This window comes from Corynebacterium sp. CCUG 65737, assembly GCF_024454115.1.
GTDB classification, from domain to species: Bacteria; Actinomycetota; Actinomycetes; order Mycobacteriales; family Mycobacteriaceae; genus Corynebacterium; species Corynebacterium genitalium.
On the sequence record NZ_JAGPZB010000023.1, the window covers coordinates 1 to 12306 of the forward strand.

Annotated in this window: 9 protein-coding genes and 1 tRNA gene; 3 read left to right on the forward strand and 7 right to left on the reverse strand. The window is 63.6% G+C overall.

Features of this window, described 5'->3' with window-relative positions; all coding sequences use genetic code 11:
* Positions 1-80 precede the first annotated feature (80 nt).
* Positions 81-157: transfer RNA gene (locus KBX17_RS11140), tRNA-Arg, on the reverse strand.
* 260 nt (positions 158-417) lie between these two features.
* Here KBX17_RS11140 and KBX17_RS11145 point away from each other — a divergent pair.
* Positions 418-747, forward strand: coding sequence for a hypothetical protein (locus KBX17_RS11145; protein ID WP_256019874.1), 330 nt, complete (start codon positions 418-420; stop codon positions 745-747).
* 8 nt (positions 748-755) lie between these two features.
* Positions 756-1757, forward strand: coding sequence for an endonuclease/exonuclease/phosphatase family protein (locus tag KBX17_RS11150; RefSeq protein ID WP_256019875.1), 1002 nt, complete (start codon positions 756-758; stop codon positions 1755-1757).
* On the opposite strand, the gene KBX17_RS11155 is transcribed toward KBX17_RS11150, so the two are convergent.
* The 6 genes from KBX17_RS11155 to KBX17_RS11180 all read right to left on the reverse strand — a co-directional run bounded on the left by KBX17_RS11155 (position 1738) and on the right by KBX17_RS11180 (position 10418).
* A complete protein-coding gene (locus KBX17_RS11155; protein WP_256019877.1) occupies positions 1738-1959 on the reverse strand; it encodes a PspC domain-containing protein in 222 nt (73 codons plus the stop codon). The genes KBX17_RS11150 and KBX17_RS11155 overlap by 20 nt on opposite strands.
* A gap of 126 nt (positions 1960-2085) precedes the next feature.
* Positions 2086-2595, reverse strand: coding sequence for a MarR family winged helix-turn-helix transcriptional regulator (locus KBX17_RS11160; RefSeq protein ID WP_256019878.1), 510 nt, complete (start codon positions 2593-2595; stop codon positions 2086-2088).
* A 42-nt stretch (positions 2596-2637) separates the two neighbouring features.
* Positions 2638-5283: an AAA family ATPase gene (locus KBX17_RS11165; protein ID WP_256019880.1), complete on the reverse strand. Its 2646-nt coding sequence runs from the start codon at positions 5281-5283 to the stop codon at positions 2638-2640.
* A complete protein-coding gene (locus tag KBX17_RS11170; protein ID WP_256019881.1) occupies positions 5283-6464 on the reverse strand; it encodes an exonuclease SbcCD subunit D in 1182 nt (393 codons plus the stop codon). The genes KBX17_RS11165 and KBX17_RS11170 overlap by 1 nt, the downstream gene beginning before the upstream one ends.
* 81 nt (positions 6465-6545) lie before the next feature.
* Complete coding sequence (locus tag KBX17_RS11175; RefSeq protein ID WP_256019884.1) at positions 6546-7394, reverse strand: hypothetical protein; 849 nt, start codon at positions 7392-7394, stop codon at positions 6546-6548.
* A gap of 3 nt (positions 7395-7397) precedes the next feature.
* Positions 7398-10418: a DEAD/DEAH box helicase gene (locus KBX17_RS11180; protein ID WP_256019885.1), complete on the reverse strand. Its 3021-nt coding sequence runs from the start codon at positions 10416-10418 to the stop codon at positions 7398-7400.
* Positions 10419-10539: 121 nt separating this feature from the next.
* On the opposite strand from KBX17_RS11180, the gene putP reads away from it, so the two are divergent.
* Positions 10540-12138, forward strand: coding sequence for a sodium/proline symporter PutP (putP, locus tag KBX17_RS11185; protein WP_255996994.1), 1599 nt, complete (start codon positions 10540-10542; stop codon positions 12136-12138).
* The last annotated feature ends 168 nt before the right edge of the window (positions 12139-12306 follow it).

The window sequence follows — 12306 nt, forward strand, 5'->3', positions numbered from 1 at the left end:
GGAAAAAATAAACACCAAGACGCCGGTTTGTCCACCATGTCGCGACTCATCTGTCAACAATGTCGCGACTGATGACACAGTGGTGTCCCCGACAGGATTCGAACCTGCGACCTTCGGTACCGGAAACCGATGCTCTAATCCGCTGAGCTACGAAGACGTACTGCTTGAAGCAGCGCACCTGACTCTAGCACCGCCGGTGATGAGAGACTTAATCGGGCATGAACCGCATGGGCTCCCGCTAGATTGAAGAAGACAGACGCTAGTCCTAACTTCTCGGGAGAGACAATGAACCGGTTGTTACCTGCAATCCTCGCGGGTGTTCTATGCGTGAGCGGGTGCAGCTCGGAGCAGAGCGAACCAGTCGAGGTCACTGCGACTGTCACAACAACGCACACAACAAGTGCGAGCGCGACCGTTGTGAACTCGCCGTCAGCGCCTCTGGAACCGGAGAATGTCTCCCGCGACACCGTACGTCACGTGGTCGAGTGTCTCGAAGGAACGCCCGGGCCAGCGCTGTGGTCGGACGGATCCATTGAACATTCGGATTATTGCTTCTACGCCAACGACGGGCCCTCCTATCTCGAGCAAGAAAGCCAGTCTGGTTTGCTCCCAGGAGGGGCAGCCGTGAACGGTTACGGGTACGACGAATACGGCAACCCGAACCCATCCAGCGGCGAATTGCAGGCTGAATGGGGCTGCCAACAGGGATACCTCACCGACCCTGAGATCTGCTCGTACTTCGAATAGGACTGACCATGCAGGAATCCCACACCCGTCCCAGCACCGGCAAGCTCGTCTTTTCCGCGCTCTTCACCGCCGCCGGGTTACTCCTGTGCGTACTCGCGTTCCTTCCGGCTGCGGGCATTTCGCAATGGCTCAGCACCCGGGTCGTGGTGGCTCAGGCAGTCTCCTTCCCCATTGCTTTCGGCATCGGGCTCGCGGTCATTGCGGCGGTACTTGGGGCCTTCCGGTTTGTCGTGGCGCCGCTTGTCTGGGCTGTGGCCGCCGCCTGCTTCATCGCCGCACCCGTGCCGCCGCTTTTGCCGGGCTCTCTTCACGCGCAGGAGATGTCCTCTGACAGTGGGGCGTCGGAAAGCTTTTCGACGCTCCGGGTGGTCACCTACAACAGCCAAGACACCCTGACTGCCGCAGACGTGCAGGACATCGTCGACCGTTTTGACCCGCACGTGGTTGTTCTTCCGGAGGCGAGCAACGACAAGGCGGTAGCGGCGTTCGCGGGGACGTCCTTCGCGGAGCGTGTCTTCACCTCGGAGCAGGGTGGCGGGATCGCACCCACGAGCATGGCGGTGCACCCCGACCTCGGAAACCTGGAGCCCGTCGATGCCCCGCCGACGACGTGGGGTTCGCTCGCGTTCCAGACTGGAGCCGGGCCAACAATCGTGGCAGTGCACACGACTGCCCCACTGCCCAGCATCATGGATCAATGGCGCGGAGACCTGCACAGTATCGCGGGCTGGGTCGATGCCAACGTCGATGAAAAGGCGATCATCGCCGGCGACTTCAACGCCACCATGCGCCACGGCCCCATGGCAGATTTGGGGCCAATGGAGGACTCGGCACGAATGTGCTCCCGCTACCCGGAGGGCACATGGCCCACGGACGGCATCGCGGGTCTGCGCTCGCACATCGACCACGTGTTAGTCCCCGCAGCCGGGGTGGACGGTTGTGCAACCGTCCGCGTCGGCAACGGGGACCACTTGGCGTATTTCGCTGAGATTAGTACAGCTCAGCGTTAGGGATGACGATCCAGCAGATGATGTAGATGAGCAGACCAGACATGCCCGCGAGGAACAGCGCAACGAACACGAGGCGCACGAGCGTCGGGTCAATGTTGTAGGTCTCGGCGATGCCGCCGCACACGCCAGCGATGTAACGGTCGTTCATGGAGCGCACGAGCTTTTTGTTGTTACGCGGATGGGGGCTGGGTTGGTAGGTCATGATGGCGGTTCCTTTCTCGGGTGGGGGTGGATGTTGTTGTTAACTGCTGTTCACGCTGACAAGACCCATTCAACCCATTCGCGGCACCTGCGACAACGGGGATTGCCCTGATATTGACCCTGGGTTTTACCCTGAGGTCAGCTCCACCGGCCCGTCCGGGACTTGGCGCTTACCGCCGGGCACGTTTTCGACGTCCATCACACCCTGGAAGAACCGCTCGAGTGCGGGAATGTCTTCGGTGTTGAGGTGGTCGAATACCACGCGCCGGACGCTTTCCACGTGGTCCGGCACTGCCCGGTAGAGCGCGTCCCGGCCGGTCTCCGTCAGGCGCACCAAGACACCACGTGCGTCACCCGGGCTCTTTTCCTTCGACACCAATTCGCGGCGCTCCATGCGCGTGATCTGGTGGGACGTGCGCGAGCGGTCCCAATCCAACTCGGTGCACAAGTCGCGCAGGCGCAGGCTCTCCCCCTCAGCTTCGCTGAGAGCCACGAGGACTGCGTACTCGGACGTCGACAGCTGCGCACTGCAGAGCAGCGTGTCCTCCATGACACGGGAGACCTTGCGGGCGGCCTGCAGCATGAGACGCCACAGAACCTGTTCCTCGTCGGTAAGCCAGCGCTGTTCTGCCTTCATGGCGTTCTACATTAATACGAAAAACTATAAACTGTGATCCGGTTAAGAATTTCCCTTTGCGAACCTTTTCAATTCCTGGATGGACGCGGTCTTCGCCGCCGAGACGCGGTCGAAGCGGTGCGGGAAGCAGGTGAGCACGAAGACCTGGGCTGTTTCGCCCGCCTTGGTGAACACAGCGTTCATGGACTCCAGGCGTTTCGGGTCGGTCGCGCCGAGGGCATCGTCGATGACCACTGGCACGGGCGTTGTCCCCTGCTCCCCTGCGGCCACCAGGTCAGCGATGGCAAAGCGGGTGAGCAGCGCCATCTGCTCTTTGGCTCCACCGGACAGCTCCGATAAGTCCACTGTCGTGCCGTCAACGGTGCGGGCCTGCACCCGGAGCTGGTCGTCGAGCGTGAACTCGGTGCCGGGACCGAACACGCGGCTCGCATGACGCTGCAGTGCCTGAGCGAACGGAGCGGCGTACTTCGCGCGCGCAGAGTCACGGTGAAAGACCATCGTGTCACGCAGCAGCTTCGCCGCGTTCGCTTTGCGGTGCAGCGCATCACGGCGCACGGTCGCGGTCTCCAGTTCAGCGCGGGCGCGGTCGAGGTTCTCTGCTTCACCGTCGGCGCTGTTAACGGTGCTCAGCAGCTGCAGACGACTTTCGTGGGCATGGCGGTGGCGCCGGTTCAGATTGTCCAAACGGTTGCGTTCACCCTGGAGGCGCTCCTCAGCGTGTTCTGGGTCGACCAGTTCGACTTGCTTCTTCAACTCGTTAGCCTCTGCCGCCGCGGCGGTCTGCGCAGCGGTCGCGGTATCGCGATTGGTGGCCAACTGCTCGTCGGAAAGCTTCTCGCGTGCGGCGGCGAGCTGGGCGCGTGCGGCTTCGACATTGCCGCGCTGCACTTCAATGCGGGTCTCCAGTTCCGTCAGCGCCAGCGTGTGCGGTTTCGCGCGCAGCGGGGTCATCTTCGCGCCAAGGTCCGCCACGGTGTCGCGAGCTTCGGCATCGGCACGGCGGGCCGCGTCGAGTGCTTCTTGCGCTTCGTTGACAGGGGGGATCTCGCCGTCATGCGTCGCGACAGCTTCGCGCAGCCGGGTCAGCTCCTCGCGCAGCTCGTCAGCCTCAGCACCACCCAGGATGTCGGCGCGACGGGAACGGGCGGCCTCTAGAGCTGCCGCCAACTCGCGGTGCTCATCCCGCAGGCGGCGGGCACCGTCTAGGTCCTCGCAGCCGATCGTAGCGAGCAGGCGGTTGACGTCCGCTTCCACGTTGTCCAGATCCGTGGTGGCGGTCTCTGTCCCGGCGGCGGCGCGGAAGGTCAGGGTGATGTCGGAGATGCGGATCTCAGTGCCGTCGAAAAGCGCGACGGAGTCCGTGCCACCGCACGAGACCTCCTCACCGTTGACCGTGAATGCGGCGCCAGCCGGCCCGGCAATATCAAGCCGTGCTGCTGTCGACTCCACGATTCTGCGCTGCACGGTCAGGGTACTCGTGGCATCCTCAAGCGCGCGGACGTCAGCATCTGTGACCCGGCGCTCCGGCTGCGCCTTGACCAAGCGGGCGATCTCTTGCTCGACAGCGTCCAGACGGGTTACAACTCCGTCGAGTTCCTCCACCCGTGCCCGTGCATTGGCCGCGGCAAGCGCTTGCTCAGCGGACCCGAGGTTGTCCCGCGCGGTGACTGCGTGCGCACGGGCCTGCTCGTGCGCTTTCTCCACCTCGGCCAGTGCCTTCCTTTCGGCGTCAGCCTTTTCACGGGTCGGCTCGTGCTGCTCCTTGAGGGTGTTGAGGGCGGCTTCGGCGTGTTCGACACCGGCGATGACAGCCTGGCGGGATTCGATGTCGTCGTTGGCGCGTGTGAGATCCTTTTCGGCACGGTCAGCCTTGTCCTGTGCAGCGGCGAGTGTGGCGGCGAGTTCGCGCGCAGCTTCGGCTTCGGCAGCACGGCGGGACAGCGCCTGCTCTGCCTCGGGAAGTTCGGCCTCGATGGCGGCCATGTCCACGCCGTGCTGGGCATACGCGTCGACCGCGGTCTCGTAGGCCCGCATGGGCTGCTCGGCGGCAGTGACCTTCTGCTCGGCGGCTTCAACCGCTGTCTCGGATTCCTTGAGGTCTTTGGTCGGCTTGCCGGATTTGGTGAAGTACCGCAGGTACTCCTCCTCCACGCGGCGCATGAGCCCGGAATCTTCCGCTTCTTGCGCAGACTGGCCACCGGCACCCTGGGACGTTCCCAGCGCACGGGTGAAGGTGGGGATCCCGGCTGCTTCGATCGCATCCGGCAGCGCGCCTTGGCGCAGGAACAGGGTGTCCATCAGCTGCTGGTCCACATGGTTCGCCAAGATCTCGTTCAGACGGTTATGCGCCTGCTCACCGGTGAGGTTCTCGGGCCGCGGGGAGAAGATCTTCAGCTCAGCTTTTCCCTTTGCCCCTTTGGCGAAGCGCTTGTAGATCTCGAACGTGTAGGGGCCGACAGTCGCGTTGAGACGCACCTCCGGCAGCTCGTCACGCCCGACCGGGTTGAGTTTCCGGATCTTCGTGGAGGTGTGCTTGATGTTCAGCACCGCGTCGAGCGCGTCCAGGATGGTCGACTTACCGGCCTCGTTGTCGCCGTGGATGAGGATGACGCCGGTATCTGGGATGTCAGTCAGCTCGAGGTGCTCCACGGCGCGCACATTGTCAATGATCAGGGAGTGAATGCGCATTATTTCGGCTCCTTGCTCAGACGGAACAGCAGGTTGACGGCGTCACGCGCGGTTTGGGGATCGCTCGTCTCGGCAGCGCCGAGCAATGCAGACATGGCATCCCGGGCGTACCCGGACAGCGGCAGGTTGGCCAGTTCCTCATCATTCGGTTCGAGGTGGAGGTCCATGAGCCGTTCGCGCTCATACAGTGCCCCGAACACATTGCGCTGCGCGGCCAGGCCTTCCTCGAGTTCCCGCGTCGCCTCCAAGCCGAGCGTGCCCGCCAAGGAATACTTCACCGCGGTGCGACTCTTGTGCGGGTACGCCTCCAGCTCCGCAATGACGCGGCGCACGTCCTCACCGTCGCTGACCTCCCAGTGCAACGCATCAAAGGTCCATTCGCCGACGGCATGCTCGTTGACATCGACGTCGACATCGGTCGCCGATCGCTTATCGACGCTCACCACCAACGCCTTCCCCGAGTTCACCTCATTCCCGGCCACATTGCCGCGCCGGTCGTGAAAGTCCGTGGTCTCCGGGGAACCGGAAAACCAGATCCGGCCGCTGGCACCCACTGGTCGGGCAGAATGGGTGTCGCCCAGTGCGACGTAGTCGACCACTCCGTTCGCCAGGGCTTGCTCCAGACCGGTCAGTGAGATCAGAGCTGGGTCATCCTCTCCCCTACCTTCAGCCTGGCCGTGAACCACGAGGATGCGGACGCTGTCAGTCGGTTCGAGCTGGGCAAGAGCACGGGCGGCCAAGTCCTCGTTGGCGTAGCGGGCCAGCAGCGGCGCGCCGACGATCTCCACGCCCGGGCGGACCTCGACAGGCGTGCTATCTGCCAGAACGGTGACATTGCTGAGCTGAGCGGCGTGTTCCAGCGCAGCGCCAGGCAGCAGCGGGTCATGGTTGCCCGGGAGCAGGAACACCGGCACGGGCAGCGAGCCGAGTACTTCGAGGGCGCGGCCCATCGTGCGTTCACTCAACGCGTTCGCGTCGAAGACGTCACCCGCAACGACGATGAACTCCGCACCGTGCTCCCGGGCCAGGTTTCCGAGTTTCTCCACCGCGCGCAGGCGGGAATCCTCAAAACGCGATTGAGCGTCGCTGTCTTCACCGTCGAGGAACCAGCGCGTCATTCCCCATTGAAAGTCCGAGGTGTGAATGAAGGTTACGTGTGTGGAGTCCTGTCCCGAGCCCATGCCTTAACAACTACCAAACGACCCGGACACCGCCACCACAACCCCCGAACATCCGTTCGGACGCACTGGCGAGCGGGGCGTTCACCTGCGCGTCATCTCGTCGTACAGATCCTCCAGATCAGACACCGCCCGCAACTGGTCGATGTTGGTGAAAGAAATCGTCTGCATCGCCTTGTGCAGCAGATCCAAGTCCGAATCCTCGATCATCGGGGCGGTCTTCGGTTGTGGCAGATCCGGCAACTCGTGGCCCGTCCAGAATTGCTCCGAGCCTTCAGCCGCAGATTGCTTTGCCCGCTCGCCAGCTGTTGTGCGCAGTTGCTGTTCCAAGGTGTTCAAGTCGAGGTTGCGCAGGCGAAAGATCAGGGTGGGATCAGCGTCGATAAGCTCCGCGGCTTTGATGGCCACCGCAACCCCGTGCTTGCACACGTCGTAATTATCCGGGCAGTCGCAGCGGAAGCGGATCTTCTCCCCGTCTCCAGCAACAAGGGCGTTAAGCAGCTCTTTATGGAAGCGTCCCGTGCGGGCGGCCTTGAGCGCGTTGGCATTGTGCGCCATGAGTTCCAGGGCTTGTTGGATCGCGTCCGCATCGCGGTACGGCAGCAAGATCATCGTCGTGAACGGCTCGTTTTGGCTGCCGGCGACAGAGCCGGTGAAGCGGCCGATCTCAGTGCGGACTTCGATGACATTGCCCTCATCGGCGTACTTGCGGCCGCGGCCGTAGCGCCCCTGGTCGGCACCGCGCTGAGCGGCTTGCAGAATGATCTCCGCTGCCGGGTTGAGCCGCAGCGAACGCGCGGTGCGCTTGAACGGCACCTCGACGGTCTCAGCACCGGCTTCAGCCTGTTCGCTGCGCGCTTCTTCCGCACTGGTCACCTTTTTGCGCTGCGCGAAGTTGACCCAGGTAACGTTTCCTTCTTGCGGGTGCGCCATGGTTTAGTCCTCCCCTGCTGTGCGGTAACTCATCAACGTGGCCAGCTCTTCGGTACCCAGCTCGGTGATCCAGCCTTCGCCTTCGCCCACGACAGCGCCGGCGAGTTTCAGCTTGCCGTCCAGAATGTCCTGGATCGATTCCTCCATGGTTCCCCGGGTGATCATCTTGTACACCTGCACGTTCCGGTTCTGCCCGATGCGGTAGGCGCGGTCGGTCGCCTGGTTCTCCACGGCCGGGTTCCACCAGCGGTCCATGTGAATCACCATCGACGCCGCGGTGAGGTTTAGGCCGGTGCCGCCGGCACGCAAAGACAGGATCATCGCGCGGGGCCCGTTCGGGTCCTGGAAGCGCTCCACCATCGTGTCGCGCTGCGTCTTGCTCAAGCCCCCGTGGAGGAAGGGGATCTCGTGGCCCAGCCGGTCGCTCAGGTACGGCTGGAGAATGTCGCCGAACGCCTTGTACTGGGTGAACACCAGCACCCGCTGATCGGTCTCAATCGCCTGGTCAAGCAGCTCCATGAGCATGGCCACCTTGCCGGAGCGGTGCTTGCCCTTGTCCGTCACTGGCGAGCCGTCCGCCTGGTAGTGCGCCGGATGGTTGCAGATCTGCTTGATCCGCGTGATCGTGGACAGCACCAACCCCTTGCGGGCCATGCCGGTGCGGCTTTCCAGCTCCTTCTGCATTGCGTTGACCAGCGCGGTGTACAGCGCCGCTTGCTCCGGGGTCATATCGACGGTGACCACTTGCTCGGTCTTCTCCGGCAAATCCTCAATGATCGCCGGATCCGTCTTCAGTCTGCGCAGCACGAACGGCCCGGTGAGCCGCTGCAGGCGCTCCTGCATGCTGTCGGCGAGTGCTTCATCCCGGCGCGACTCGATGACTTTGGAGAAGTGGTTCCGGAAGAACGCCTGCGAACCCAGAATCCCGGGATTGACAAAGTCGAGGATGCTGCGCAGTTCCGCCAGCCGGTTCTCCACCGGGGTGCCGGTCAGCGCAATGCGGTGGCGCGCCCCAATTGCCCGCACGCTTTTCGACGCCTGCGTCCCCGTATTCTTAATCGCCTGCGCCTCATCGAGCACAACGTGGTCCCATTCGACCAATCCGAGCGTCTTGTAGTCCCGCCCGGCAATGCCGTAGGAGGTGATCAGCACGTCGAGCTCACCGATCGCGTCCACGAGCTCCTGTCCTTTGAGGCGGCCAGAGCCGTGGTGAACGCCGACGCGCATGCCTGGCACGAAGCGCTCTGCCTCCCTGGCCCAGTTGCCCACCACTGAGGTCGGAGCGACCACCAGCGTCGGGCCGGTCTTGCGGCCTTGGTCCGCCTCCACGGCGAGCAGGCTGAGCAGTTGGAGGGTTTTGCCGAGGCCCATGTCGTCGGCAAGCACGGCCCCCAGCTTGTTGCGCGACATGAAGTACAACCAGTCCACGCCACGGCGCTGGTAATCGCGCAGCTCCGCGTGCACGGTGTCCGGAATGGGCTGGCGTTCCGGTGCGGGGCGGTCAGTGCCGCCGACGAGCGCGTGAAGCCAGCCCGGGGCGTCAACGTCGCCGGCGATCTCCAGCCCGCCGGCCTCCTGCTCTGCCGCCGACTCGAGCGCGAGCTGGCGCAGTTCGTCAGCGGTGATCAGGCCGTCTTCGACCTCCTTCTCCGTCAAGGACTCAATGTATTTGCGCGACTTGCGCAGGCTCGCCTGGTCCGCCAGCACCCACTGGCCCCGCAGACGGATCAATCCGGATTTGGAGGACACCAGCTGGGACATCTCCTCCGGGGTGAGCTCTGTGTCGCCGAGCGAGAGCTTCCAGTCGTAGGCGACCAGCTGGTCGAAACTGAACCGGCTGACCTCGCCCGGCTCCGATTCTGCAGGCTCGGTGACCGAGAGCTTCGCGGTGGTCTCCATCCGCTGCCACGCCCGCGGCAGCATGACCTTGATCCCGCGCCCGCCGAGAACGTAAGCAGTCTGGCCGACCAAGTTCATGATCTCGTCGGTGCTGAGGTAGCTGTCCCAGTCACCGTCTTGAGGCGTGCGCGGGGTCTCCGGGTGGCGCGGGTGCAGCTCTGGGTCGAGCAAGGGCGTCACTTCGACGGCCTTGCGCAGCTGGGTGCGCAGGCTGGCCATGGTGGACATGTCCAACTCATCAAGGCGGATCGGCCGGGGCGCATCTGTGCCGGACCGGACTTGGGCGCGCACCGGCCACTGCACAGGCGCGGGTTGACCGTTAAGTTCCCCGCCCAATCCGTCAACCATCATGGCGGCATCAGACCACTGCGGGTCCGCCGGTTCCTCAACGATGAACACCAGCTGCACGTTCACCGCAGTGATCGAGCCGTTCCAGTGCGCGATCTGCTTGGACACGCTCGCCCCACCCCGCCGCAGCGGGGAGGACTTCAACAGCGCGTCGGCAAAGTCGTGCCACGGGTAGACGCGTTGTTCGCTGCGCACATGCTCCAACAAGCCGGAGGCGATCCAGTGCACCAGGTTCGTGGAAACGTCCTCCGCGACGTTCAAGTTGTTCACCGTGATCACGCCTGGGGCGGCGGCGATCATGTTCGCCAGCCAGCCGCGCTCCTCTAACCCGGTGCCCAACTTCCACTCGGGGAACCACATGCCGTCGTCAGGACGCACGCGGATGCTCACCCGCCCGGCGCGGACGAACCGGGTCAGACCGGTGTAGAGACGGATGATCCAGTACAGATCCGGGGCAATGGAGGCGCGCTGGGCCGCCGTCGCGGCCGGCGTCGGCTCATCCAGCATGGCCACCTGGCTCAAAAACCGCACCGTCTCCTCGGGCGAGAACGCAGCCGTGGGCACCTTCAATTGCACCTGCCGGCCCTTCGGTGTTTGCAAAGTGATCGGGTCGCGGCGGCGGAACCGTGAGTCGTCGATAAGCGACTCCACAACCTGGGGGAACGTGCCTTCCGGAACCTGCGAAGGCAAGAGAATCTTGTGCCCCTCCACACGCTCAACCCAGAGGTTGAGCCCTGAGGCGGGAAGCCACAGGCCGTGGAGGAGGAATTTAGGCATAACCTCTTTTCTACCACCCTGGGCGACCAACAGAGCAGGCGCGAAAAGTTCAGGCACTCAGCTGTGTGTTATCCTATTCCAAGCTTTTTATCCGCTGCGAAACTTCATTCAAGGAGCGCACATGACTGAAAGTACGTGGATGATCATCGCTTTGGTGATCTACCTCGGCCTGATGCTCGCCATCGGTTACTACGGTTGGCGCCGCACCACCCAGTATGGCGACTACGTCATCGGCGGCCGCGACCTGCCGCCGTTCGTCGCCGGTATTTCTGCAGGCGCATCCGACATGTCCGGCTGGCTGCTCATGGGTCTGCCCGGTGCCTTGTTCGTCTCCGGCATGAGCGAGCTGTGGATCGTCATCGGCCTCTTTCTCGGTTCGTGGGCCAACTGGCAGTGGGTCGCTCCGCGCCTGCGCGCCTACTCGGAAGTGGCCAACAACTCGATCACCCTGCCGAGCTTCTTTGAAAACCGCACACACGATCAAACTCGCGCCCTGCGCGTCATCGCCGCGGTGATCATCATCTTCTTCTTCACGTTCTACGTCTCCTCCGGCATGGTCGCCGGCGGGCGTTACTTCGAGTCCACCTTCGACGGCGACTACATGACCGGCATGCTCATCGTCGGCGCCATCACGGTGATCTACACCTTCGTCGGCGGATTCTTCGCCGTGTCCTACACCGACGTCGCCCAGGGCCTGGTCATGTTCGCAGCACTGATCATCGTGCCGGTCATGGCCCTATTCGCCATCGACAACCCCGGCGGCATCTTCTCCTACCCGCTGGACAACCCCTACGGCCCGTGGGAAACCGGCAACCCGGACTACTTCAACTTTTTCACCGGTGTCTCCGCGGCCGCCATCATCGGCAACCTAGCGTGGAGTCTGGGTTACATGGGCCAGCCGCACATCATCACCCGCTTCATGGCGCTGCGCAGCCCGCACGAGGCACGATCAGGCCGCAACTCTGGCCTGATCTGGGTGGGCATCTGCTACATCGGCGCCGTTTTCACCGCGATCATCGGCGCATCCTTCTTCGGCCAAACGCAGCACTCCGTCACCGACCGCGAAGGCTTCGAGACGATCTTCCTGGACATGACCCGCGTGCTGTTCCACCCGCTGTTCGCCGGCCTGGTGCTCACCGCTGTCCTCGCCGCGATCATGTCCACCATGTCGTCCCAGCTACTGGTCACCTCCTCCGCCCTTGTCGAAGACCTGTTCCGCGGCTTCACCAAACGCGAACTGCCCCAGCGCACCTTGCTCATCGCCTCCCGCGTCATGGTGGTCATCGTCGCTTTGGTGGCCATTCTCATGGCCGCCAACCCGTCCGAGACCATCCTCGGACTGGTCGGCTTCGCGTGGGCCGGTTTCGGTTCCGCATTCGGCCCGGTCATCATTGCGTCCCTGTTCTGGCGCCGTCTCACCGCGCCGGGTGCCATGGCCGGCATGATCGTCGGTGCGCTGACCGTGTTCATCTGGGGTTCCATTCCGGCCACATCTGGCCTGATCTACGAAATGGTTCCGGGCTTCATCCTGGCCACTCTGGCCATGGTCATTGTCTCCCTGGCCACCAAGCCGGACCCCGCCGCTGAGGCCGAGTTCGACCGCGCCGGCGCCCTCACCGAGTACGCCATGGCGCACCCGGAAGTCCCCTTCGACCAGGCGTTGAAGGACACTCAGGTGCGTGGGACTGACAACGCGATGTCCGGCCACGAGCCGCGGTGATGTAGCGGGCCCTGGGTTACAAGGTCGCGCCCCGGCATCCAGGCCCCCAGCCCCCTGGTCCATGAACCTCTGCCTATGAACTGAGTGGCCTCCCGGGACTGTCAATGGGTGAATGCGCCACTTCGATCGAGAGGTGGTTGTTGTGGCCGGTTGGGTTTCAGAGGAGAT

What these genes read in the sequence shown, in the direction of transcription:
- KBX17_RS11150 (WP_256019875.1), top strand. Translation starts at nt 756, where the DNA reads ATGCAGGAATCCCACACCCGTCCCAGCACCGGCAAGCTCGTCTTTTCC.
- KBX17_RS11155 (WP_256019877.1), bottom strand. Translation starts at nt 1,959, where the DNA reads ATGACCTACCAACCCAGCCCCCATCCGCGTAACAACAAAAAGCTCGTG.
- KBX17_RS11160 (WP_256019878.1), bottom strand. Translation starts at nt 2,595, where the DNA reads ATGAAGGCAGAACAGCGCTGGCTTACCGACGAGGAACAGGTTCTGTGG.
- KBX17_RS11165 (WP_256019880.1), bottom strand. Translation starts at nt 5,283, where the DNA reads ATGCGCATTCACTCCCTGATCATTGACAATGTGCGCGCCGTGGAGCAC.
- KBX17_RS11170 (WP_256019881.1), bottom strand. Translation starts at nt 6,464, where the DNA reads ATGGGCTCGGGACAGGACTCCACACACGTAACCTTCATTCACACCTCG.
- KBX17_RS11175 (WP_256019884.1), bottom strand. Translation starts at nt 7,394, where the DNA reads ATGGCGCACCCGCAAGAAGGAAACGTTACCTGGGTCAACTTCGCGCAG.
- KBX17_RS11180 (WP_256019885.1), bottom strand. Translation starts at nt 10,418, where the DNA reads ATGCCTAAATTCCTCCTCCACGGCCTGTGGCTTCCCGCCTCAGGGCTC.
- putP (WP_255996994.1), top strand. Translation starts at nt 10,540, where the DNA reads ATGACTGAAAGTACGTGGATGATCATCGCTTTGGTGATCTACCTCGGC.